Raw genomic sequence first — 23912 nt, 5'->3', positions numbered from 1 at the left:
ACATGCGGATCGAAGAAGACAGGCCGAATGTGATCCGCTGACTCATTCGGCCTTGAACGGAGATCTGCCACCCGTGACAATACGGGGAGCCAGATCCCAGCATGCTTGCTCCAGCCGAACACGACCGGTTTTCTCAGAGAACCGATTCTTTTCGTGTTCTCTGTCGATCACCACGGTGGCCCGTGTGCCTGATCGACAATGGAATCCTATGAGGAATTCTTTGGGGGTCGATTGGGGCGCCGCGACAAGCACGCGCCCTAACCTCCGCCATCCTCTTCCCGGCCGGGCAGGGCTCCAGAACCACAAGGACATCATCACCGCAACACTGACTCCGAAGGAACTCATTGATGAACTCCGCTCGACCACTCTGGAACCGCCTGCACGATCTGCACGGCCAGCGTTCCGACCGTCCGTTTCAGGACAAGATGCCCCTGGCGTCTGACGTTCCTGCGTATTGCGTCAACCAGCATGGGGGGCTGCTGTCCACCGCCGAGCGGTTCACGGATCATCCCGCCGCTCCGCTGGACTGGGTGGCCGCAGGACTGGGACTCCACACACACGAGTCCTGGAAACGCTTGCGGCCCGGATGCCTGCAGATGATGAGGCAGTTCTTTGCCAAACGCGGAAATGCGGCCGCGTGGATTCACTTCGAGGGCTGTCGTGATCCGTTGAGCATTCAAGCTCCTGAGCTGCGGATGGCCCCCTGGCCTGCGGAATGGAATCTCCCCTCGCTCAAATCACACGTTGGAAATTACGAGTTCCGGAGCAGCCTGAAGCATGGTCCCCATGTTCTCCTTCCACGAAAATCACTCGTCATGGTCGATGCTCAGGGAAATTCCGCCACTGGACTGGTGCGGATGAGCCGTTCCCGTGAAGTGTCGAATGGTTACGTCTTGCAGGCTGGCATGTTCGATACCTGGTGTGCGGCTGATCCCGAGGAACACCGCGAACAGATTGATAAGGGCTGGATTCCGGCCGGATTTCCGCTACGGGTCAGTTCTCAGCTGCATACCGGGATGCTGATCGACTGGGTGGCCCTATCCGGTCAGGGAATGGCGGAGATGTTCACGCTGGAGTTGCATCCCCGGTCGGGGGAAATCGTCAGCGTTCGCAGCGCGCGGGTTCCGATTGAAGTGGTGTTCTCTTCGCAACAGCGATATCACGCCTGCATCGCCAGCACTCTGGGAGAGCATGCTGAAGATCTGTCCCGTTCCCTGGTCCTGGATGAGAGGATCAAGCAACGCTTGCGGCAATTGATCGACAACCCTCGTCAGGTTCGCTTTCAGGTGTTCCATTGCCTGGAAGTCTTACGCTCCTATGTTCAAAGCGGATCATTAAATGAAACCGGAAAGCGCCTGCATGCCGGGGATGCCAAAGGGGCTCGCAGACTGATTCGCCGATTAGAAGACTATTTCGGATTGGATCTGGTGCACACGGCGAAAGACAGGCGTGGCACTCTCAAAATCACTGGTCCGTCTGCCGTCGCCAAAGAACTCATTGCCTGGTATCAATGCTTTGTACTGGGAAATCGTCGCGGATGAATTGATAACAAGCTGCGCCCGATTGACGGTTTATTAAGATATTTTTCCGATACTGCATAAGTTAATCACTCATCGTGTCGGAACAAGATGCTGGATAATTCCCAAGTCGCCATTCTCATGAAGGTCAATGAACTGGCCGGACGCTACCAACTGGAGCCTTACCAATTTCTGGCAACACTGGACGTTCTGCTGGAAAGTGACGAATCGGAACTTCGATATTGTGTCGGGCCACCTGATTTGGGAACTCCGGAAACTCACCGGATATGGGATCGTTATGAAGCCATGCTCAAGAACCTGAACGTGGAAGATGGGGGAGCTTTGGTTGGAAATGATGAGGAACTCTGCCGATGTCTTCATGAGGCTCTTCAACGCGCGCCGCGACCACGAGGGCGCTGAGTTTTTCCCTGATTTCTGCAGAGACTGTGATGCCTTCATCCGGTCGGCCTGATGGGCCGTGTGCCTGTGCGGAAATCCTCTTCGTTACCGAAATGGCTGAAGCCACGCTTCCGGCAGCCAGTCTTCGATGAGCAAATCGTCGTCCTGGCTGAGATTCACTAGCTGATACCGGCAGCCGAGACGCCGGGGAGCCGATTCCCGGACGATCAGACACCGGCGAATCTGTGTTTGCAGGGTTTGCAGATCGCTGCTGGAAAACGATCGTTGATGTCCCGGTCGGCCGGTGCGGCCGTGATGGACGGTCAACGTCCAGAGTCCGAACAGATCGAGGCCGAGGGCCAGTTCATAGAACCGATGATGATTTCGTTCGGGGTAATGGGCTTCGAGCCGGACCGTCAGCAAGTGGTCCATCAGGCGGCCGGTTCGGAGGGCTTGGCCTGCCTGAGATATTGATAGACGGTTTCCCGGCTGAGGCCGTAGTCACGGGCCAGCGCCGCTTTGCTTTCGCCAGCGGTCGCCCGTTGCACCAGTTCGGGAATCTGGTCGGCCGAAAGTTTGCGGTTGCGGCCGCGATAGGTCCCCCGTTGTTTCGCCAGAGCGATCCCTTCCCGCTGGCGTTCTCCGATCAAATCCCGTTCGAACTGGGAGACCGCTCCCAGCACCGTCAGCATGAGTTGCGACATCGGGCTGTCCTGACCGGTGAACCGCAGGTTCTCGCTCAGGAACTCGACCACGATTCCCTGTCTGGTGAAATCCTTCACCAGCTGCAACAGGTCATCGATGTTCCGGGCCAGGCGGTCCATGCTGTGAACGAGGATCGTATCCCCGTCACGGGCATACTGGATCAGGGCCTGCAACTGAGGACGCTCGATGTCCTTGCCGGAAGCCTTGTCGATGAACTTCCGGTCGAGCGTCTGCCCTTCCAGTTGCCGGTCGGGGTTCTGGTCGGCACTGCTGACGCGGAGATAACCGATGCGTTGTCCCTGGGATGCCATAGTCCTCCTGAAAGTGTCAGGTCATCTCTAAGACCGTTTCCGACACCTGTCAAGAAATGACGTGGACCACCCTGTCTGACAGCAGTATCCGGTGGTTCACCTGACGTCAGTTTGAGGTGTACCTCAATCGGACAAATTCATGAAGCTGGTCAGACGGTTGATGTGCGGAGATTTCGACGGGCCTTCCAGCCGATCAACAACGCCAGGCCCAGGAACAGCGCGGCAGCGTATTCTTCCAACTCGGGAACAGCTGCCGGGGGAGGTGTTCCATCACATTGATTGTCCCCATCACCGTCATAGCACCAGATGCAGTCGTTTTCCGCGTTCAGCAGAACTTTATTATACCCAAGGACTTCGCAGCTCCCATCACACGATTCATACAGCTGGAGGCAGCGTCCGTCCTCCGTGAGGATCGGCTCGGCCAAAGCCGGTTGGCTACCGCCGCAGAGGATCAGGAATGCGGTGAAGAGAGCAGCCCGATGACTCCAATGACGGCACGATCGAATGAATGGTTTCATGATCAAAGTGTTCCTTCCTCTTGAATCGTTGCCGGTCTGGCTCCATCCGGAAATTTGGCCAAGTATTGCGTACTTTTACGGCTCACCCGCCAGCCGACCAGCAATGCCAGACTGAGGAACAGGATCGCGGCATATTCTTCCAGTTCCGGCACCGCAGTGGGGACACTCGAGCATCCAGGATCAGCGCAATACTCCCCATCTCTCCCGCTGTCGATCCAGTAGGGATATCCCTAACTGCCTGCCAGCCTCTTTTGCAAGAGAACAGGATACGTCACCTCGTTCAGAAAGAGGGCCAATTACATCAGCCCTTTGTCTTGCCACAACCCAAGCGGAATCGGATAAGCGAAGAACGCCACTTTCAGGAATATTTCCGTCTTCGTCATCCACGCGATGTAGTCCACTGACATTGCCTTCTGTATTTCCGACATACTACTGACGACCGGTTCTGGCAACTTTAAAGATCAGAAGCCAATGTCAATATGGCATTGCACTGTCACGCACTTCTGAAAATGACAGCTGACTCCCCCAGTTCAGCCGACCGTAAGCCATGCTCAATTTCCATTACAGGTAGGGAGGAAGATCGAATATCTGCTGCAACTCGGGAGCCACGGCGATCTCTGGATTGAGCCAGCGCGGCCTGTGTCCTGCCGACGCTGGCGATAGCTCATACGGATGGCTTAGATCCGTGTCTTGTGTGGGTGACGACGTGTTGTCAGTCGCCACCACGTCCCCTTGATAGGGCGGCGAAGACACGGGCTTCACGCTCAGGATAATTCGCTGCACATCGCCGAAACCGTCGCGGATGATGAAGTCCGCACCGGTGTAATCAATCGTGTAGTTACTCCCTGCCGAAAGTGTACCAAGGCCGATAGCATACGGGCTGCCAGTTACCGTTTCGCCTGCTGCGCGGCTCAAGCCACCGGTGAAGACCGCAGAGGTGTCACCATTCGCTAATCCGAAGTAGCCGTAAGTCAGAGCCGGATCAGCTGCGCCATACAGTTTGCTTATGGCGTTGGCAGTGACGGTCAGGCTTGCCGGGGCAACGGTAATGCCTGTCGCGTTGCTTGCATAGGTAAACTCATACCCCAATGCTGAGGCAAGTGTTCCCGACGCATGGCTGATCGCGTAATTCCCGACGCTCGCCCCCTGTGTGTATGGCGTGGTCCCCGCAAGTGAACCGGTCATGGAGTCGATCGTAGCGTCCGAATCCAGATAGCCCGAAAGTGTATAGGCGTAACCGGAGAGGTTCGGAGCCACGTCACCATAGGTCACGGCGAGGCCGCCGGTCGGGCTCACCGTCAGGAGCGGGGTGGAACCGTACAGGAACCCCTTGCCGCTAGCCGGGAAGGACGGGCAGGAACCGCCGTAGGTGCAGGAAAAGCGGCGGAAGTCATTGGTCAGGGTGTCGATGGTGTCATCGGCCGGATTCGTGGAATACACCAGCCAGCGGCCGGACGGCGTGGATAAGACCCCGCTGCCCGCGTTGTTGATGAAGTTACGGCCAGCGGCAAGCGTGATGGCGTTGCCAGAGGCAGAGGCCGAAAGCGTCTTGCCGGACGCTATCGTCAGGTCAGACGTTTCGTCCGTGGTGCGAGCGAGAATCGAACCGGCATTCATCGTTCCAATGGTCATGGCACCTGCCGAAGTAAGGTTTATCTCCCCGCCGTTATTGGCATTCAGGGTCAAGTTGCTCACGTTGATCGTGCCGCTACCGCCCGCCGTCATCGTGATATTGCCGCCGCTGCCAGTTCGGGTAGTGGTGATGGTGCCGGCCGCTGTCGGGGCAGTGATGTGCCCGGACGTTGTCGCGGCCGAGAAATTCCGGCTGGTTCCAAGAGCCAACGCGGTGACCCCGCCGTCGAGCTGGATGTTCCCGCTGCCGTTAATCAGCGAAAGGTGATAGTCTCGGGCCGACAAATTCGTCCCGGCCACCCGCATCAGCCCCGTGCCGTCACTTCTGCCGATTGACAGCGTGCCTGCCGAGATACTGTTCAATATCGCCGAAGTGATATCTAGCATACCCGTCGCGCCCCCGATACCGATAGATGTCGAGGCGGTGTAGGGCCGGATGGTGACCGTACCCGAGGTCCGCGTCGTGACGTTGCCGCCCAGAGAGAGCCGATCGCCAGTGAGGGTGATGTCCCCGGTCGCAGTAGCGCCACCCAGCGTAAATCCGGCATTGTCAGCCTTCAACCCAGAACCGCTGGCACCCGAAATACCTGTCACAGCCACGGAGCCTGTGGTACTATAGATACCGCCCGTCGCGCTGTTTAGATGAACCCCATGGGCCGATCCATTCCCTGTACCTGAAATCAAAATGCTGCCACTGCCGGTGGAGTGAATTGTGTTAGTTCCTAAGCCGGAGATGCTGAGACCAATACTAGAGCTGCTGCCATGACCTCCTGTGCCGTTGATCGTGATGGTGCCGTTCTGGGCGGATACGGTGCTGCCGGCATAGAGAGATACTCCGAAGTTGGATCCGCTTGAGTCAGCGCCCCCTCCCAAGCCGGTTAAGGCGATCGTGCCGCCGCCATTCGTTTGAAGGGTACTGTCGTTCAGGAACAGTCCGTGTGCGCTAGTAAGGTAATCAGAAATAGTGGATGCCGCGTCGCCCTGGCCGCGCAGGCTGATATTGCCTCCTTGCGCGTTGAGCATCGCGCTGACCAACCTGATGCCCTGCACATTACTTGCGGTGCCGAGGGCCGCGGTGGTGAGCGGGTCGACTCCTCCGCCGAGAGTGATGTTCCCGCCGTTACTCGTCAGTAAAGTTCCCGAACCGAGGGAAATGGCACCGGCTCCACTGGCGTCGCGGTTGGAGTTCAGCGTGATCGCGCCGCCCTGAGTCGTGATGTCGCCGCCCCCGGAGTAGAGGATCGAGTTGTTCGCCCGCAGTGTCACCGAGCCGGTACCGGTGGTCGTCAGGTCAAGGTCGTGGGACAGGTTGATGTCACCGCCGGCGGACAGCAGGATACTTCCTGTCCCGGCCGTCTGGATCGTGCCCGCGGAGGCGGAGGTGATGTTGTTCCCGGCAGTGAGCGTCAGATCTCGGCCCGAGGCGAGCGAAAGCGTGTCGCCTTTGAAATCCAGGTTGATGTCGTTCGTGGCCTGGAGCGAGATGTTGGCCGACTGGGAGAGCTGCTCCAGGTAGCGGGTGGTGAACGCTGAGTACCCGTCCGAAGCTGTAGCCTTGGCGACCTCAGTTGCCCCCGTGCCCGGCGGCGTCAGCGCGATGCCCCACTTGGCCGATTGGTATTGCTCCATCAAGCCTCGAGAAAAAACACTCAGGTCAGTGGTGTACAGAAGAAGTTCATAACCATTCCCGTTAAGAAAGTTATTCGGGTTTTCCGAATTCTGATTTCCAATCGTAAACCTTTGAGAATCAAACGTCGTCACCACACTGGTGTTTGTGCTTGAGCTTACACCATTCCACCAGGATGTTTGTGATGAACTCCCTGACTTGACATACGAAATCAACGCGAGGCTTGTGTTTGCAACTCCGTGACTGGCCGGGGAATTCTCTGGAATTCTATATCCTGCGGAGAATCCAGCACCAAATTTAAAATCCACAGAAACATACAGACTATTAACATCTCCACTCGAGTTTCCTAGATCAAAGAATCGCCTGTTTTCTGACGCAAGCGTTTCTTGAAACAACGCTAAAATGCTGAGATTTGCAGTGTTTACAATGAAATTTGTATTACGAAGTGTGTCGTTGCCATCAAACTTCGCCAACCCCAGCTCATTCTGGCCATTGCTCACCCACAGGGGCATGTTGGCGGCAGTAGCCTGCGTGGCGTTGTTGTTCTGCCCGGACTTGTCCGCGAGCTGGCTGACGAGGCCGCGGCGCAGGGCGCTGTCGGTGTAGTTCTGCGTCAGGCTTTCACCGAGCGTGATGGTGGTGCCGGTGATGGAGGCGACGGTGTAAGTGTCGGCTCCCATTGTGTCAGCAGTTGTCACGGCACCGGCTACACCGAGGCGGATTCTGGCGCCCACGGTGAGACTGGCCGCGACATCCGTGCTCGTGGTGATCGTGTTGCTGCCGGCCGTTCCGGTCGCGGTGGCGCCGGACAAGCCGTCGGTGGAGTAGGTGAGCGTGACCTTGCTGGTGTCAGAGGCATCAAGCCACAGCTTGAGGCTGGAGGCCAGGTCGATGCTGCCGTCGGTGGACTGGAACGCCGGATCGACATTGCCGTAAATCGTGATGTCGGTCGGGTCCAGGAAGTAGGTCCCCTTCTCGCCGCTGCTGGCGGTGAGGTTGACGTAACCACCTGCATCCAGATGCTGGTACCCCGATGTCTCGACGAACCCGCCGTCGCCATGGTTGCCGCCTGCGGTGGCGCTCCAGGTGAGTGCGTCAATGGCCTGCCCGCCCAGAGCACGTGCATAGACATTGCCGTAGAACTGCGTATTGCCGTCGCTCCAGAAGATGCTGCGCCCGGCATCGCCGGTAAACAGCGCATCGTTGACGATCAGCGCTCCCGGATCGACATAGAGGTAGCGTGCCGTCGGCGTGTCACCCTGGCCGAGATAGTCACCGCCGATGCGGATGTCGCCACCGGCAGAGCCGTCGCGGTGAGCAGAGACCGCCTTGCCCACTGTCGTGCCGCTCTCGCCCGTGTGGCCGGAAGCGTCGATCAGAGTGCCATCCAGCAGCGCCACATGATCACCCGTCACCGTAATCTTGCCGCCGCGTTCGCCGGGCTTGCGGCCGGAAGCGTCAATGATACCTGAGACCAGCACAGTGGAACTGCCCTGCTTCTGCCCTTTCTGGGTTTGGTCGTTGCCGGTCACCGCATTGCTGCCTTCGGCGAAAATCACGATCTCCCCGTTCTGCTCGCCGATACTGGTGGCACTGATGATGCCGTCTATGTTGATGAGCGAATTAACCACCTCACCGGCAGCCGCAGCGGTCATCAGCACCTTGCCGCCCTCAGCGGCGATGATGCCCCCATTGGTGACCAACTGGCTGGTGATGGTGGGGCTGGCCTCAAGCGCAAAGAGGCCATCCCCATAAAGATCAAGCGTGAATGTATCCCCGGAGGCAAGCTGTACCTTGCCGAGCTTCGCCTGGATCAGCCCGTTATTGACCACGTTTGGGGCCACGAAGGCAGCCAGCCCGGCTTCTGCCACCGTGACACTGCCGAGGTTCACAATCCCGGCGTTCGGGTTGCCGGGCATGTCGAAGCGGTAATCGCCCGCCATGAAGCGGTCGTTGCTGATATCACTAGTGGTGGCCAGGAAGCTGCCGACATTGACGCTGGCATTGGGGCCGATGAACGTGCCTTGCGGGTTGACCAGCATCACCGTGCCGTTAGCGGTGAGGTTGCCCAGTAACTGCGAGGCACCGCCCCCGCCCGTGACGCGGTTGAGCGTGACCGACGCCGCAGAGGGCTGCTGGAAGTGAACGCCCTCGCTCTGGCCGATATCGAACGATTGCCAGTTGATAATGCCGCGCTGCGTGGACTGGGTGATGGTCGTCTGGTGACCGGTCGTCGCAATGCTCGCCTGACCGCCTACCATCTGGCCGCCCTGCGGCAGGGCGAGTGCTGGCGTCGCCGCCAGCAACGAGATGGCTGTCATAGCCGTCGTGGCACGCAGATAAGAGGTCAGGGAACAAGGTCGCAGCAGCGGTAAATCCAATGTCTTAACATGAAGTTGGTAAATAGGTTTAGTGTAGCGTAGTAATTGTTAATAAATGATTACTACAAGCCACTGCTAATATCAACACAATAGTGAAAGATCAGGAGCTTGGCTCAGACTCCCTACCCATCGGGCCAGATGGGTAGGGACGGAGCAGCCAATGCCGGGGCGTTCTTGTACCAATATGACTTGTGTTACGTCATTCATTGTCCTTGTCCAGTGAATGGTTAAGCTTCGCCAGAATCCGGATTTTCTTACCGTCGATCTCCCGAATCCAGAATGCGTTGGCGGCATTTTCCAGAATGCGACCTGAGACGGTAGAAGTAACTGAATTGGACCACTCCTGATTTCATTTAAGCACCTTCGCCTTCCTGGCGACCGCGTGATGCAGGGCTCGCTGATCGCTCGGTTCTGACGAACGGCTGAGGCCCCCTTTCTCCCGCTGGTGCGGCGGCCTATCGGCCTGCTGCGGATGCCTGCGGCGATTTCTTGTTTTGTTTCAAGGGGGAGAGTCCCCCCACGCCGTCAAGGATCGGGCCATGCGACCGGTCTGGCTTCCTCCCACTCTTCCGCACTCCTGCGTCGCTTGTGCAGAGCGGTGCCCTCCAGACCGGTCGTCCTTGACTGCGTTCCCCCCGGCTTTGGGCCTTCGTCTCCGTTGGCCAAAAGCATGAGCTGCTTTGGCTCAACGAAGTTCATTTCACTTTGAAAACGGAGACGTTCCCGATGGTCACTTCCACCAAAACTCGCACCGATGTTTACACCCGTGTCACCAACCAGATTGTCGAGAGTCTGGAACAAGGGGTTCGCCCCTGGATGAAACCCTGGAATGCCGAACATGCTGCCGGCAGGATCACCCGGCCGTTACGTCATAACGGCACGCCGTATCAAGGAATCAACATTCTGATGCTGTGGGCCTCCGCCGAACTGGCGGGTTATGCCTGCCCGTTCTGGCTGACCTACAAGCAGGCTCAGGAATTGGGAGGACAGGTTCGCAAAGGGGAAAAAGGTTCGCCGGTTGTTTACGCCAACACGTTCAAACGAACGGAGACCAACGACGAAGGAGAAGAGATCGAGGAGAACATTCCTTACCTGAAGGAATACACCGTTTTTAATGCGGAACAGTGCGACGGCCTGCCCAAGCACTTCTCAACGCTGGCCGAGCCACCCAAGGAGAACCTGCAACGGATTGAACAGGCGGAAGCATTCTTCGCCAACACCAAAGCCGACGTTCGCATCGGAGGGAATCAGGCGTACTACGCCATCGGCAGCGATCATATCCAGATGCCGCCGTTTGAATGCTTCGTGGATGCCGAATCAAATGCGGCAACTCTCGGCCATGAGACAATCCACTGGACGCGGCATCCGTCCCGCTTGAACCGTGATCTGGGACGGAAGAAATGGGGAGATGAAGGCTATGCGATGGAGGAGCTGGTCGCCGAACTGGGATCGGCGTTCCTCTGTGCCGATCTGGCGATCACCCCCGAAATCCGAGACGACCACGCCGCCTACCTCGCGTCCTGGCTGAAAGTGTTGAAGGACGACAAACGGGCGATCTTCTCCGCTGCCTCCCACGCCAGCAAAGCGGTCGAATTCCTGCATGGCTTGCAGCCACAGCCGGAAGCAACCACCTGAGCCAGAAATTTCCGCGACCGCTGGAACACTCCAGCGGTCGCTGGTTTTCACGGTGAAAATTCTTCGCGCTCCGTTGTCGCGCGGCTGGTGGTTTCTGATTTGCTCGGCTCAGTGAAGCCATATTTCCTGACCAGACGCTGGAGAGCGGTCCGAGCAGGCTGTGTGCGACCCGCTTCGACATCCGCCAGGCCTTCACGAATGGCCGTGATGATTGCTTCGGGATCATCCGTTTCGGTCATACTTGATTACCCCAGCCGATCGAGCCAATACAACGGACGACGTCTTGTGTGAGCCACAGCCACGACAACCACTTCCTCCGGCCGGACCAAAACAACCACCGCATAGGGGAAGCGTTTCAGCAAGAGTCGCCGGACATCGTGTGGCCCGTGATAGGTTTCGAGCTTGCTCAGCGATTGGGAGCCGGACTGGATCAACTGAAACGCCTGATGGGCAACCGCGAGGAATTCGGTTCCCAATGACGCCTGACGGTCGTCATACCAGATGGCCGCTTCGATGGCGTCTCCCTGCGCCTCCGGCAGAACTCGGAAATTCACTGGGCGGCCTTGTTCGCTCGATGGGTTTCCAGTGCCTGACGCATGTTGTCGAGCGCCACGTCAAAATCGACGGCTGTCGTCTCGCCCCGATCATAGGCGGAAATCCGCCGATCGATCTCTTGTGACCAGGCATCGGCGATCTCTTCGGTTCTGAATTCTCCAACTGGCAGACTGCCTTCCAACAGATCCGCTACATACTCCCGGTCTTCGGGAGGCAGGGTCAGGGCTTGCTGAATGATTTGGTCACGGAGCGTCATGGTCATGAATCCTTATCATCATTGTTTTTCAGTCTCGCCTTTTCGTGCGCCTGACGTTGCCGCATGTCCGCCAGAACTTCCAAGGCAGGACGAGAAGGCATTTGCCCGGAACGATACGCCGCAGAGCGTCGCCTCAGAGCGTCGCCTCAGTTCCGATAATAAAGCTGTTTGATGAGACATCGTTTTTTCCTGAATTTGTTCTCCCAATTATGACATCAAACGCCAGAACGGTCGAGAGTTATCACCACTCGATCCGTTCGATGACGGTGGAGTTTTCCCCGGCCTGCCAGGACATTGGTTCATCCGCTTCCTGCACCCAGGAGACCCGATGCCGGGTGATGGCGGTGAACAGGCCGATCCCCGATGGCCCCACCAGATTGAGATTCCGCCCGATCAGCCGGATTTTTCGGCTGCCGAATCGGAGTGTGATTCCCTCTGACGGATCGAACTCGGCCGACTCCAGCCAGGCGTAGGCCAGAGCCAGCGAATTGCCGTCTTTCTTGCGGAATTCCAGCATGATGGCCCGGTCCCGGATGCCCCGGAGCAGGCCGAACGCTCCCAGATCATCAAAGCCCTCTTCGTCCGGGGAACCGTTCAGGGAATTGGTCTCCACCGGCCTCCGACCGGTGTATTTCTCCAGAATGCTATCGGTCATAGACAAGTTCCTCTCGTAGATGTGTTGGATGGATCACATGAGCGGGCTGCTGGAGCCATTGCAGAGACGGCATGCTGGACGGAGATCGAGAGTAAGACCGTCCACCGGCGACCAGTTCGGTCGCACTCAGCCGTTCATCCGAATGGCGAACTGCTGCCAGCAACGCTTCCTTGTCATCGGTATAGACCGTGACCGATTCCCGTCCGCGTGAGCAGCTGACATAGAACTGTTCCCGCGACGATGCTGGATACGAATCGGACGACTGGCCGACGAAGACGCGATCGACCGTCATTCCCTGGGAGGCATGAGACGTCACCACATAGCCGTAGTCGATGAACCCGAATTCTTTACCAATCGTCCAGCCATTGGCCAGGACGATGTTTCCCTGAGCATCGAAGTCTTGGACTTGATGCAGGGAACCGTTGTTGAGGCGGTGTTTGCCGTCGGCGGTTTTTCCGTTCTGGGTGATCCGAATCATGTCCCCGGCCGCCAGTGACAATTTTCCTTGATGGAACACCTGATACCGGGCCGCTTCGCTGGCCGGAAGATCTTCCGCACCGACCACCACCCGCTGCCCTTTCTGAAAACCCTTGGCGTTCTGGTGGAACACCAACAGATCTCCCGGCAGGACGTTGATGGGATCGGCCCGTTCGGCCTCTGTCAACTGGGCATTATGAAGCGTGGCGAACGTCCGTTCGTCCACACCTAATCGCCCTTGCTGCTGAAAGGTCTGGCGAATTTCCGAGGTAATGCGATCGGCCTCCAGGTGCGTCGGCGAGACAATCAGAGCGGATTTTTTATTGTTCACGGCGTCGACATAATCGGCGGCCAACGCCTTGTATCGATCCAGTTCCGGAACTTCCCGAATCCAGCCGAGATCATCCAGCTGGCGGAACCCGTCGAGCGTATACCCATCACTCAATGTCTGAATGGCCTGTTTGTAACTCCCTTTCTGCCGCTTGATTTCCTTGATCTCCGAGGGGATCAGCCCCGCTTCCTCTTCGAGGAGTCTCAGGGCCGCTCCCCGTTCGACCGAACCATGTTGCTTTCGATCCCCGGAGAGAATGACACGGGCGTGCAGCCGGTCGGCCAGCTCAAAGACTTTCGCGGTGGTTCGGGTCCCCAGTAACCCCGCTTCATCGATCCAGATCGCCTGACCCTGAATCTGCTGCTGCAGTTTTTCATCCAGTAATAAGCGGGCGACGGTATCGGCCTCATGGAATCCGTCCTGACGCAGCGTTCCCCGACTGGCCGATGCGGACGGAGCAAACGTGAACACCTTCGTTCCACTCTTCTCTATGGATTCGACCGTTTCTTGCATCATGGTCGTTTTGCCGACACCGGCCGCCCCTCGAATCAGCACGACACGATCCCGAGATTGCAGCACATGCTCCACCGCTTTGCGTTGACCCACATTGAGCCAGATTCTCTGAAACTCATGTGGCTTCATCTGGAACGGACGACAGGTTCCCCGGCCACGACGAGCGAAATGGAGCATCGAGCGTTCTTCGGCCAGGACGTCGCGAGTCGTTGCCATGCGACGTCCTTCGCGAGTCGCGGCCAGGAATCCATAGCTCTCGAACTGGTGATGGATGGTTTCGGCGGAGGATTTCCCGACAGAACGCTTCAATGCATCGGCCAGGAGCGTCCGTTCCGGAACGACGGACTTGCGTTCAAAACCATGATCAGCCGACGCCTGGACCGCCCCCTGAGCGACGAATGAATCGTCCTGAAAAGTACGACGTTCGATCTGAAACGCCATTGAACCCAGAGCATCGGTTTCTGCAGGTTCTAACCGGGATTGCCACTGGTCATGCAATTGCCGAGGCGAAAGGTTCTTGGCTTTGCCCGCCCTCGTTTTGGCTCCCAGCTCCGCCTTCTGGTGGGGATCGGTGATCCCCTTACGTTGGGCCTCCTCTTCAATCTGGGCCGTGCGGCGGGAGAATTTTGTGAGCGTCTCCTTGGATAATCCCGTCAGCTCCCAGCCGGTTTTCGTCCGTTCGACATCCAGACCGAGTTCCGTCAGCTTCTGAGCAAACCGCGAATGAAACAACGCTTCGAAATACGGAGCATCCCGCTTGAGATCGCTGAACTGCCCGGCCTTCCAGGATTTTTCGTGCTCATCGAACGTCGTATTGAACACGAAACAGTGCGCATGCAGATGCGGATCAGGGACGCCATCGATCGGTCGCGAGGTCGTGTGAATGAATTCCCCCCAGACCATGTTGCCGGTGGTGCGGTCGTCATTCTTGTCTTTCTTGCGGACACGGGTTTTCATTTCGGATTCCATGTCCTGCATCGTCTCATGCACGGAATCCCGGAACGCTTCGAGTAAACGCTCATCCTCGGTCATGGCATGCAGCACCGAGACCGACTTCGGCACATGGAAGTTGAAGTCATAGCCGATCCGGCGATGTTCCTTCTGGCGCAGTGTCAATGTCTGGCCGGACTGGGGATGCTGGTTATCGCAGAGGGAGTCCCAGTCCTGTTTCTGGACATCACCGAACAGGCCGAGCCGCCGCGCTCCCTCCCCCCGCCATTGGCCGGAGAGTTCCTGCCCTTCGGTGTAATAGTCCGCCGTGCTGTAGTAACTCTTCGCACCGGCCGCAGAGGTGTTTTGAATGATGCGTAGCATGCCTCATTTTACACCGATAGGTCGTCGGAAATGGTTAATGCCGCATAAGTCGCAGATTTCCCAATGGCGGCGGTGCCACTGTCCCAGTTTGAGACATGTTGATTGTTCGCTGGCGGCTAAATTTCGGCATTTCTGACGGGGAAAACGGCTTCAAACAGAATGTTGAACCGGCAGCGTCCCAAGTGTCCAGACAACGCGGTCACATCATCCAGAACCGCATGTTCTCTGAGCCAGTTCGGGAATCTGAAGTGAGATGACTCATTGAACCATGGCGAAAAATCTCGATCCGCAGAGCTGGCGATTCCTATCTCTGTTCGATCCGACTGCCCACACGGCCTTCTGATCAGGCACTCCTAAAGCCGCCGTCGGGCCGCTCAACGGGAAAATCGGTTCCCCCTGAAGGTCTCCCCCAATTTTCCCGTTGCCCGGTTCGCTGCGCTCGCTCTGCCTCGAACTGAGGCGACTTTATGACGGGTGCCATCAGGCCGCGATGGTCGCAGCCGGAAACAGAAATGAAAGGAATCACACCATGTCCAACAACTCGAAAACCTCCAGCTCCAAAACACCGAGCCACATCGCCTATCAGGTGCGTGACCGTGGCGAGAACAAAAACGGGTTCTGGACCCGCATCGGCAGCGTCTGGCCTCATGCCGACGGCAAAGGGTCCAACATCCAACTGGAGTGCGTCCCGCTTGACGGCCGCGTGACGCTCCGCATCGCCAGCGAAACCAAGGAATAACTCAACCGGGGCAGGTTCGCCGCCTGCCCCATTTTATCGAAAGGAATCGAATTATGACCTATACCGATCATCACGGCCTGCAATTCCGACTCTACGAACTGACCGATCTGCTCTCTGCCGGATGCGACATCGACTTCGACGAGCACGAAGAACTGGACCGCGAGTTCCAGGAACTCCGCCTCCAGCTCAACAGCTTTCAGTGAGAGAGGGAACCATGCAACTGACCTTTGACGCCATCCAGTATCACCGCAACGGGATCTGCGGCTCTCCCTTCCATGTCCTGATTTTCCGGGACTCCAGCCAGGGGCGCATGGTCGGCATTGTTTTCGAGCAGAAGCACCAGGTCGCGGTCTTCAACCTCGACAAGCTGGCTTTCGAGGATGTCGCCTTCGGCTCGAATTCGTTTCGAGGAGACCACTACGAGCCACATCTGCGATCCGCGATCACTCAACACCAACAGGAAGGAGAAGAACAATGAGAACGATCAATCCCATCAACCCGTTCTACGCAGCCCGGATGCAGCAGAGAGGGGATATCTCCCCCCGAAACACCACTCCGGAATATGCCCGGCTGCCGGTGGCTCCCCGCAACGGGAGTCCCGTCCCTCACCTGACCAGCCTGTATCACTTCCACCGGGCAGGGGAATACGGTGATCGCAGCTACCCCGGCAACTGCGGCGGAAATCTCATCAAAGACCTGTTGCTCTACTTCCAGCCAGGACTGGTGTTTGATCCGATGAGCGGATCGGGAACTTGTGCCGACGTCTGCCAGGAACTCAACATCCCCTGTCTGTCATTCGACATCCATCAGGGATACGACGCATGCAGCACTGAGAATGCTCCGGCGGCCGAGACGTTTGACTTCATCTGGGCACACCCCGCGTACTGGCGCCAGAAACTCTACGCCGACGATCCACGCGATCTGTCCCGCTCTCCCACGCTCGATCACTTCCTGAAGCGTTACGGCCAGTTCATCCGGAACTCAGCCCAGGCTCTGAAGCCGAACGGCAAACTGGCCATCCTGATGGGTGACTACTGCGACCGGGACGAAGGGTTCGTTCCCCTCACCTGGCACACCAAGCGACAGGCGTTTGCCAATGGTCTCCGGCAGTGCTGCACCGACATCATCCGGTTCAGCCACGGGGCCAGCAGTTCCCGCAAAGTCTACCGCTCCAGTTTTATCCCTGGACTTCACGATACGTGCATGATCTTTGAGAAACCACAACTGGAAAGGAACCGCCTATGAAGCACGACCGCCTCCGCATCGAAATCGACATTGTCGCCCAGGATCGGGAACATGCCGAAGCTCTCTCCCGAATTCTGTATGCCCTTATCGAACGTCGCAGCTGGATTAAAGTAATCCTGCCCGATGGTATGCAGGAACGGCAACCGATCGACAATAAGAGGCCGTGATGAGCCAGCTGATCGAGACTCCCTTCCTGTGCCATCCGAACACAGAACCACTGATTCCCGGAAAACTTTATGTCAGGCTGTATCACGGCCGGAATGATTCAACCGACCAACTAGAGGACTGGGGCTTCGATGGCCCCACGTTCGGCCCCCTCTCCGGAGTCGTGTTGACCTATCTCACCACGATCCGATTGCATGGCGAGACCAACGATGAGGAGCTCTGGCTGACGGTCAACGACGACCTGATTGAATGGGATGGCCAGTTCTATGGCGACTGGGAAGTCTTCCTTGCCCCCGAGATCCACCGAGCCTGAACCGATGGACGATCTGCTCCTTGATGATCTGTTCCACGGATGCGCGTTCACCGCCTACGTCGAACTGGCGATCCAGTGTGATGGTGTCCCGGACCAGGACACCACCCGCCAGCTAGCCTATCGCTACTACGAGGCCGAGTTGGCGAAACGGAATTCCGGTGGTTCCTCAATCGGTTCGACCGGACCATCGCCAGGCCAGCACGATGCTGACCAAAGCGACGCCCCCAAGTGTGGGAATCGGGGATAAATCCGGCAGGATCGAGAGGAATCCCATCACGATCGTCGTCAGCCCCATGAACAAGGTGAAGAACCATTCCAGGAATGCCATCCAGCGTGACTCCTGACGCTCCTTTTCCTCCCGCTTCCTTTGCATACGGTCTTCTTCCGTGACACGTTAGTTTCATCGTGTCCGGTATAGCAGGGCTGATGTGCCTGTCACGTCATTTCTGATTGACAGTCAGGAGCTGAACTGGCTTCATCAGATCGCCCTGAATCTCCACTGCCAAAGCATGTTGAAAACGAGATGTTGAGAAAGGCTGATTGAAATTTCCCATCAGACGTCTCCCCTAAGCAGAGCTTAGGAATTTTTTCACCGTGAAAATCGCAATTACGGAAATACGACGATACAGAAAACTGCAAAATCGCCTCGCTGCAATTCTGTGTTTGACCATCTCCGCAAATGGTGATAGGCAGAAAATCGTATTTCTGCAAAACCACATTTACGGAGGGTTATGATTATCGGATTCTTGAATCAGAAGGGGGGCGTTGGGAAAACAACATTGGCTGTCCATGTCGCGGATGCCCTGTCACGACGTAAACAGAAAGTGCTGCTGGTCGATGCTGATCCGCAAGGCTCCGCACTTGATTGGGCCGCTGCCCGACATGGGGAACCGCTGTTTCCGGTCGCCGGTCTGCCGAAGGCATCCATTCACAAGGAATTGCCGCCGCTGGCCAAGGGGTATGACACCGTGATCATCGACGGACCGCCACGAGTCTATGACGTCGCCCGGTCGGCGATCATGGCCAGCGACCTGATTCTGATCCCGGTGCAGCCTTCGCCGTATGACGTCTGGGCCGCCAAGGAAATCGTGGACATGCTCCAGGAAGCAACGGTCTTCAAACCGGCACTGAAATCTGCATTTGTCATTAATCGTAAAATCGTAAATACGGCTCTGGGACGGGATGTCATCGAGGCACTGGCCGAATATCCGATTCCCGTTCTGGAAACGGCCATCTGCCAGCGAGTTGCCCTGGCGGAATCGGCTGCCCAGGGACAGACGGTCTTTGAAACGGCTCCCAGCAACGTTGCAGGTAAGGAGATCAAATCCCTGGTCGATGACATTCTGGAGCTGATGGCATGAAGAAGGTCCCTTTTTCCGGCAAACCGACCAGCCGTCCCGGAGCGACCTCTCCCGATCATTGGGTCAACGACCGCAACGGCAACATTTCCAGCGAACCAGTCAAACGGCTGACGATTGATGTTCCGATTTCGCTGCATCAACGAGTCAAAAGTCAGTGTGCCTTGCAGGGACTGAAAATGGCCGACGTCATTCGAGAGCTACTGGATAAGCGTTTTGACGAACCAACGAAGTCGGGGAGTAGCCATGACACGGAATGGCGATAATACAGAAACACGATTCCACGATTCTCTGTAATTGCGATGGATCAGGATGATTTTGAAGACTGGCAGTCTCTGAAGCCCAAGGCAAAAGAGACTCGCCTGAAACCGACGCCAGTCACGGAACGGTTGGTCGCGGCCCACGACCGGATTGTTACCGAGCGCCCCGACCGGTCGGATTTTCTGCACACGGTGATGTGTCAGGTCGGTTTACCTCGCAAAGCAACTGAGACCCGGACCTTTGAACGGAACAACGGCCCGTTCAGCATTCTGCTGGAAGCAGGCAAACTCTGGAACGGTCAGGCCTGGGAAGAGAAACCCATGCCTTACGGCACGACTCCGCGTCTCGTCATGGTGCATCTCAGCTCCGAAGCAATCCGCACGAAAAATCGAACAGTGGAACTGGGCGACAGTATGCGGCAATTCCTGCAAATGCTGGGGATCTCCACCAGCGGCGGCAAACGCGGAGGCTACGCCGTGTTCCGCAAGCAGATGGAAGCCCTCGCGGCCTGCCGTCTGACGATCGGCATGGCGGCCGAGGGGAGGGTGGTCACGGTCGACGCCAAACCGATCGACCGGTTCGAAGCCTGGTTGCACCATGATGGGCAACAGCAAACGCTGTGGCCCGGAGTCCTCGAACTCTCCCAGAAATTTTACGACACCCTGACTCACCATGCCGTTCCGCTCGATCACCGGGCACTGGCCGCCTTGAAGCATTCGTCGCTGGCCCTGGACATCTACACCTGGCTGGCCCACCGGCTCTGCCGGATCAAACAGTCCGGTGGCGTGATGCTCAGTTGGGACAATCTCCGTGACCAGTTCGGCCAGGAATACGCCACGTCCAAGGATTTTAAGCGGGAGTTCAAAGCCGTTCTCCGGAAAGTCTGGCTGGTCTATCCCGACGCCCGAATCGAAGAAGTGATCGGCGGCATCCGGCTCTACGAATCGCCGCCACCGATCAGCCGGACTCAAGTCAGTCTGTCTGGAACCACCTCCCAGTCCTCACCTGTGGATAACTCCGGGGAAGGGGAAAGTTATCCACGCTGAATCGTCCCCCCTTGGTGCGCTGAATCACCCCCCTCTGTTCCCCATAATCATGCGCTGAATTGCCCCCCCGTAAAACCTATAGTAAGTAACCTATAGATTTCTTCCTGTAGTTGGCGAGGGGGCTGCTGGGGATAAGTGGTTGAAGAGGCGGCGATTTCGGACAAACCGAACCGCCAGAACCTGCCGACCGGTTCGGAATGGCATTCAGGAGGACGACCTCACCCCCGGTATTAACATGCCCCGTAATCGCATTTTCAGGGGGTGTGGAAGCGTGGTTTGCTGATATGGCCTCCCCACCTGCCGGGCAGGTGTTTCACTCGCCAGTGAGGCATTTCTGGCGGAATTCGTTCAGGATGTCTTTGCCGCAGCCAAGAAGTCGAAAGCTCGCCGTGTCCTTCCAGAAATGACTCGGTGCGTTCTCTGGGGAACGCCTGCATGAAGATTGCATCCAAGTACGGCAGTATCATCACGAGCAGGGCGACCTTGGTCAGTTGATCGTTCAGAACGACATCGGTATAGCGGAAACCCAACAGAACTTCATCGGGCGGATGGGGGAACCAATCGCCCTTGGCCTTTCGGCCAGGGGCGGGATCAATCGAGACCTTCGGTCCAGCCATATTTCAAAGCCCCCGCTCAGAAGCCACCTCCGGCTCTGATGGATGGATCTGGTCCTGAATTCTCAAAATTCCTTGGCCGCTACGAATTTGTTGCAGACTTTGGTAGACTGCTGTGAGTGCAGACGAGGGGATTTCTCACACGGAGTCAAGCCGTGGAAAAACTCAGTGATTACGTGATGACGGCCGAGGCAGCCGAGATTCTGGGGATTTCTCAGAACACCCTGCGAGCTTGGGCGAAAGACGGAAAGATTCCCATGCATCGAAATCCAGCGAATGGCTATCGGCTATTCCTGAAAACTGATCTTGACGAGTTTCTTCGCCGAGTCAGCCAGCCAGCAAACAATCGCCATAAATCATCTTAACATCCTTGAAAGCAGAAGACGGGCCGAATGAATACTGTCGCCAGTATCTCGAAGTCAGGAAAATCGTTCGTGTTCGACAGCGAACAGAACTTAACAGCCTGAACTCAACAAATCCGGAACATCTTGGGACAGCAGGGTCACGTCAACAAGAATAATGTCGCCGAGCATGCTCGAACGCACCCTGAGAAAACCGCCACCACAGCACTAGCTTCCATCGTATCCCTCCATGTTGGGATCACCAGGCAAACCATATCAGAATAATCGAAACAGGAACTTCACCATGACCAGCACCCAACAACGCGCTGCCCTGCAACGCCAGATTTGGCAGATCGCCAATGACGTACGTGGCGCAGTCGATGGCTGGGATTTCAAGCAGTATGTTCTGGGAACATTGTTCTATCGCTTTATCAGCGAGAATTTTTCCCTTTACATCGAAGCCGGTGACGACAGCATCTGTTATGCCGAGCTGCCTGATAGCGTCATCACGCCAGAAATCAAAGACGATGCGATTAAAACCAAAGGATACTTCATTTACCCCAGCCAACTCTTTGCGAATGTGGTCGCCAGCGCCATCACGAATAACAGCTTGAATACCGATCTGGCCGCAATTTTTGCCGCCATCGAAGGCTCTGCCAATGGTTATCCGTCGGAGTACGACATCAAAGGCCTGTTTGCCGATTTCGACACCACCAGCAATCGCCTAGGCAATACCGTAAAAGAGAAAAACACTCGTTTGGCAGCCGTATTGAAAGGGGTCGCCGGATTGAATTTCGGCGACTTTCATGGCAATCAGATTGATTTGTTCGGTGAAGCCTACGAATTTTTGATCTCTAACTATGCGGCCAACGCGGGGAAATCAGGGGGCGAATTCTTTACACCGCAACATGTGTCCCAGCTGATTGCCCAGCTCGCCTTACACAAGCAGACGCAAGTCAACAAAATTTACGACCCCGCCTGCGGTTCCGGTTCGTTGCTGCTGCAAGCCAAAAAACACTTTGAAGACCACATCATTGAAGAGGGCTTCTTCGGCCAGGAAATCAACCACACGACCTACAACCTGGCGCGGATGAATATGTTCTTGCACAACATTAACTACGACAAGTTCAACATCCAGTTGGGCAACACCCTGACCGATCCCCATTTTGGTAATGAGAAACCGTTCGATGCCATCGTCTCCAATCCACCCTATTCGGTGAAATGGATTGGCAGCGATGACCCAACCCTGATCAACGACGACCGTTTTGCTCCGGCAGGAGTGCTGGCTCCCAAATCCAAAGCTGACTTTGCGTTTGTCTTGCACGCCCTTAGTTATCTTTCCAGCAAAGGCCGAGCGGCTATCGTCTGCTTTCCCGGGATTTTTTATCGAGGCGGAGCTGAGCAGAAGATCCGCAAGTATCTGGTAGATAACAACTATGTGGAAACGGTGATTTCACTGGCGCCCAACTTGTTTTATGGAACTACCATCGCCGTGAACATTTTGGTCTTGTCCAAGCACAAAACTGACACGAACATCCAATTCATAGATGCCAGCGGTCTGTTCAAGAAGGAAACCAATAACAATGTGCTGTTAGACCATCACAGAGCAGCCATCACGCAAGCTTTTGACAGCAAGGAGAACATCGACCACTTCGCTCAATCCGTCGCGTTTGAGAAGATCGCAGGCAACGACTACAACCTGTCGGTCAGCAGCTATGTCGAAGCCGAAGACACCCGTGAGAAGGTGGACATTGGCAAGCTCAACGCCGACCTAAAAACAACGGTGGCTAGGATCGATCAGTTGCGCTCGGAGATCGATGCGATTGTGGCAGAGATTGAAGGCGAGGAGGTCGAGGTATGAACAATATCAGTTTTCTCGAAAAGCTGCTCGACGGCGTTGATGTGAAATGGGGACCGCTGGGGCGCTTGGCGGAGATTGGAACAGGCAGTCATGACACTCAGGACGCGATCGACGGCGGCGAATATATCTTCTATGCACGAGGTCGAGAGCCACTAAGGCTGGCCGAGTTTGATTTCGACGAAACTGCGGTAATCACTGCTGGTGATGGCGTTGGAGTTGGAAAAGTATTCCACTATGCGCAAGGTAAATACGCACTTCACCAACGAGCCTATCGCATCGTTCCATCCAAAGTTTTGAATCCCCGGTATTTGTATCACTATGTCGTTGCCACTTTTTACGCTTACGTCTTAAAAACATCGGTCCATGCCTCGGTGACATCACTTCGGAGGCCGATGTTTTTGAACTTCGAAATCCCCATTCCCTGCCCATCGAACCCGAAGAGATCGCTGGAAATCCAGGCCGAAATCGTCCGCATTCTGGACACCTTTACCGAGTTGACTGCCGAGTTGACTGCCGAGTTGACTGCCCGCAAAAAGCAATGCAACTACTATCGCGATCAGTTGTTGAGTTTTAAAGACGGCGAAGTGGAGTGGAAGACGCTGGGAGGGCTCGCGGAGAATCTTGACTCGCAGCGAAAACCGATAACAAGCGGATTAAGGGAGCCAGGGGAGATCCCGTACTACGGGGCTTCAGGAATCGTAGATTATGTCAAAGACTATATCTTTGACGGTGACTACTTGCTCGTTTCTGAGGACGGGGCAAACCTGCTAGCACGAAGTACACCAATTGCATTCAGTATTAGTGGAAAGAGTTGGGTCAACAACCACGCGCATGTTCTAAAGTTTAAAACGTATGCTGAGAGAAGATTCGTTGAATTTTATCTAAACAGAATCGATCTGACGTCATACATTTCAGGAGCAGCACAGCCGAAACTAAACAAGAAGAATTTGGAAAGCATCGTCATTCCGAACCCTTCGCCTGAAGAGAAGGTGCGCATTGTCTCCATCCTCGATAAGTTCGACACCTTGACCAACTCGATTAGCGAAGGCTTGCCGAAAGAAATTGAATTGCGGCGAAAGCAATACGAATACTATCGCGATCTGCTGCTGAGCTTCCCCAAGTCCGAAGAGGTGACAGGTTGAC

26 protein-coding genes are annotated in these 23912 nt (G+C 56.3%); 16 read left to right on the top strand and 10 right to left on the bottom strand.

The genetic code is table 11. The features are described 5' to 3' along the window. Nucleotides 1-347 precede the first annotated feature (347 nt). Both SH668x_RS11855 and SH668x_RS11850 read left to right on the top strand, forming a co-directional pair. Nucleotides 348-1541: a hypothetical protein gene (locus tag SH668x_RS11855; RefSeq protein WP_437185272.1), complete on the top strand. Its 1194-nt coding sequence runs from the start codon at nt 348-350 to the stop codon at nt 1539-1541. An 87-nt stretch (nt 1542-1628) separates the two neighbouring features. After that, nucleotides 1629-1937 carry a hypothetical protein gene (locus tag SH668x_RS11850; RefSeq protein ID WP_437185271.1) on the top strand — a complete coding sequence of 103 codons (309 nt, stop codon included), beginning with the start codon at nt 1629-1631 and terminating at the stop codon, nt 1935-1937. An 84-nt stretch (nt 1938-2021) separates the two neighbouring features. Here the strand turns inward: SH668x_RS11850 and SH668x_RS11845 are convergent, their stop codons facing one another. From SH668x_RS11845 to SH668x_RS11830, 4 genes are all read right to left on the bottom strand, one after another. After that, the gene (locus SH668x_RS11845; protein WP_437185270.1) at nt 2022-2348 is read right to left on the bottom strand and encodes a WGR domain-containing protein; all 327 of its coding nucleotides are present in this window, start codon (nt 2346-2348) and stop codon (nt 2022-2024) included. After that, nucleotides 2348-2932, bottom strand: coding sequence for a recombinase family protein (locus SH668x_RS11840; protein WP_437185269.1), 585 nt, complete (start codon nt 2930-2932; stop codon nt 2348-2350). The genes SH668x_RS11845 and SH668x_RS11840 overlap by 1 nt, the downstream gene beginning before the upstream one ends. A 149-nt stretch (nt 2933-3081) precedes the next feature. Then, complete coding sequence (locus SH668x_RS11835) at nt 3082-3450, bottom strand: hypothetical protein (RefSeq protein WP_437185268.1); 369 nt, start codon at nt 3448-3450, stop codon at nt 3082-3084. 561 nt (nt 3451-4011) lie between these two features. Further along, on the bottom strand, nt 4012-9030 hold the full coding sequence (locus SH668x_RS11830; RefSeq protein WP_437185267.1) for a two-partner secretion domain-containing protein: 5019 nt from the start codon (nt 9028-9030) through the stop codon (nt 4012-4014). Nucleotides 9031-9816: 786 nt separating this feature from the next. On the opposite strand from SH668x_RS11830, the gene SH668x_RS11825 reads away from it, so the two are divergent. Then, the gene (locus tag SH668x_RS11825; RefSeq protein ID WP_437185266.1) at nt 9817-10725 is read left to right on the top strand and encodes an ArdC family protein; all 909 of its coding nucleotides are present in this window, start codon (nt 9817-9819) and stop codon (nt 10723-10725) included. Between the two features lie 47 nt (nt 10726-10772). Here the strand turns inward: SH668x_RS11825 and SH668x_RS11820 are convergent, their stop codons facing one another. The 5 genes from SH668x_RS11820 to mobF form a co-directional block, all read right to left on the bottom strand. After that, a complete protein-coding gene (locus SH668x_RS11820; RefSeq protein WP_437185265.1) occupies nt 10773-10964 on the bottom strand; it encodes a hypothetical protein in 192 nt (63 codons plus the stop codon). A gap of 6 nt (nt 10965-10970) precedes the next feature. After that, the gene (locus SH668x_RS11815) at nt 10971-11279 is read right to left on the bottom strand and encodes a hypothetical protein (protein ID WP_437185264.1); all 309 of its coding nucleotides are present in this window, start codon (nt 11277-11279) and stop codon (nt 10971-10973) included. Beyond that, nucleotides 11276-11542 (bottom strand): addiction module protein, encoded by a 267-nt coding sequence (locus SH668x_RS11810; RefSeq protein ID WP_437185263.1) that lies wholly within the window; start codon nt 11540-11542, stop codon nt 11276-11278. The genes SH668x_RS11815 and SH668x_RS11810 overlap by 4 nt, the downstream gene beginning before the upstream one ends. Before the next feature lie 235 nt (nt 11543-11777). Further along, the gene (locus SH668x_RS11805; RefSeq protein WP_437185262.1) at nt 11778-12191 is read right to left on the bottom strand and encodes a hypothetical protein; all 414 of its coding nucleotides are present in this window, start codon (nt 12189-12191) and stop codon (nt 11778-11780) included. Continuing rightward, nucleotides 12181-14826 (bottom strand): MobF family relaxase, encoded by a 2646-nt coding sequence (gene mobF / locus SH668x_RS11800; RefSeq protein WP_437185261.1) that lies wholly within the window; start codon nt 14824-14826, stop codon nt 12181-12183. The genes SH668x_RS11805 and mobF overlap by 11 nt, the downstream gene beginning before the upstream one ends. Nucleotides 14827-15355: 529 nt before the next feature. Here mobF and SH668x_RS11795 point away from each other — a divergent pair. The 10 genes from SH668x_RS11795 (at nt 15356) to SH668x_RS11750 (ending at nt 19953) form a co-directional block, all read left to right on the top strand. Beyond that, nucleotides 15356-15565: a hypothetical protein gene (locus SH668x_RS11795; protein ID WP_437185260.1), complete on the top strand. Its 210-nt coding sequence runs from the start codon at nt 15356-15358 to the stop codon at nt 15563-15565. Nucleotides 15566-15618: 53 nt separating this feature from the next. Further along, entirely contained in the window at nt 15619-15768 is a 150-nt protein-coding gene (locus tag SH668x_RS11790; protein ID WP_437185259.1) for a hypothetical protein, read from the top strand. An 11-nt stretch (nt 15769-15779) separates the two neighbouring features. Then, nucleotides 15780-16043, top strand: coding sequence for a hypothetical protein (locus tag SH668x_RS11785; protein WP_437185258.1), 264 nt, complete (start codon nt 15780-15782; stop codon nt 16041-16043). Then, a complete protein-coding gene (locus tag SH668x_RS11780; RefSeq protein ID WP_437185257.1) occupies nt 16040-16810 on the top strand; it encodes a hypothetical protein in 771 nt (256 codons plus the stop codon). The genes SH668x_RS11785 and SH668x_RS11780 overlap by 4 nt, the downstream gene beginning before the upstream one ends. Then, a complete protein-coding gene (locus tag SH668x_RS11775) occupies nt 16807-16977 on the top strand; it encodes a hypothetical protein (RefSeq protein ID WP_437185256.1) in 171 nt (56 codons plus the stop codon). The genes SH668x_RS11780 and SH668x_RS11775 overlap by 4 nt, the downstream gene beginning before the upstream one ends. After that, nucleotides 16977-17288, top strand: a complete 312-nt coding sequence (locus tag SH668x_RS11770; protein WP_437185255.1) for a hypothetical protein — start codon at nt 16977-16979, stop codon at nt 17286-17288. The genes SH668x_RS11775 and SH668x_RS11770 overlap by 1 nt, the downstream gene beginning before the upstream one ends. Before the next feature lie 4 nt (nt 17289-17292). Beyond that, a complete protein-coding gene (locus tag SH668x_RS11765; RefSeq protein WP_437185254.1) occupies nt 17293-17535 on the top strand; it encodes a hypothetical protein in 243 nt (80 codons plus the stop codon). A gap of 484 nt (nt 17536-18019) precedes the next feature. Next, entirely contained in the window at nt 18020-18649 is a 630-nt protein-coding gene (gene parA, locus SH668x_RS11760) for a ParA family partition ATPase (RefSeq protein ID WP_437185253.1), read from the top strand. Further along, nucleotides 18646-18912, top strand: a complete 267-nt coding sequence (locus tag SH668x_RS11755) for a plasmid partition protein ParG (RefSeq protein ID WP_437185252.1) — start codon at nt 18646-18648, stop codon at nt 18910-18912. The genes parA and SH668x_RS11755 overlap by 4 nt, the downstream gene beginning before the upstream one ends. A gap of 36 nt (nt 18913-18948) precedes the next feature. Next, on the top strand, nt 18949-19953 hold the full coding sequence (locus tag SH668x_RS11750; RefSeq protein WP_437185251.1) for a replication protein RepA: 1005 nt from the start codon (nt 18949-18951) through the stop codon (nt 19951-19953). Between the two features lie 254 nt (nt 19954-20207). Here SH668x_RS11750 and SH668x_RS11745 read toward each other — a convergent pair whose 3' ends face one another. Continuing rightward, nucleotides 20208-20570, bottom strand: coding sequence for a hypothetical protein (locus tag SH668x_RS11745; RefSeq protein WP_437185250.1), 363 nt, complete (start codon nt 20568-20570; stop codon nt 20208-20210). Between the two features lie 152 nt (nt 20571-20722). Here SH668x_RS11745 and SH668x_RS11740 point away from each other — a divergent pair, with 152 nt between their 5' ends. The 3 genes from SH668x_RS11740 to SH668x_RS11730 all read left to right on the top strand — a co-directional run bounded on the left by SH668x_RS11740 (nt 20723) and on the right by SH668x_RS11730 (nt 23911). Then, nucleotides 20723-20932 carry a MerR family transcriptional regulator gene (locus SH668x_RS11740; RefSeq protein WP_437185249.1) on the top strand — a complete coding sequence of 70 codons (210 nt, stop codon included), beginning with the start codon at nt 20723-20725 and terminating at the stop codon, nt 20930-20932. Between the two features lie 280 nt (nt 20933-21212). Continuing rightward, entirely contained in the window at nt 21213-22769 is a 1557-nt protein-coding gene (locus SH668x_RS11735; protein ID WP_437185248.1) for a type I restriction-modification system subunit M, read from the top strand. After that, complete coding sequence (locus SH668x_RS11730) at nt 22766-23911, top strand: restriction endonuclease subunit S (RefSeq protein ID WP_437185247.1); 1146 nt, start codon at nt 22766-22768, stop codon at nt 23909-23911. Before SH668x_RS11735 ends, SH668x_RS11730 begins: the two co-directional genes overlap by 4 nt. Nucleotide 23912: the final 1 nt, after the last annotated feature.

Origin of the sequence: Planctomicrobium mucosum (genome assembly GCF_051466335.1) — a bacterium.
Classification (GTDB): Bacteria; Planctomycetota; Planctomycetia; order Planctomycetales; family Planctomycetaceae; genus Planctomicrobium.
Note: the sequence above shows the minus strand (reverse complement) of the source record. Positions and strands in the feature narration are given on the sequence as shown.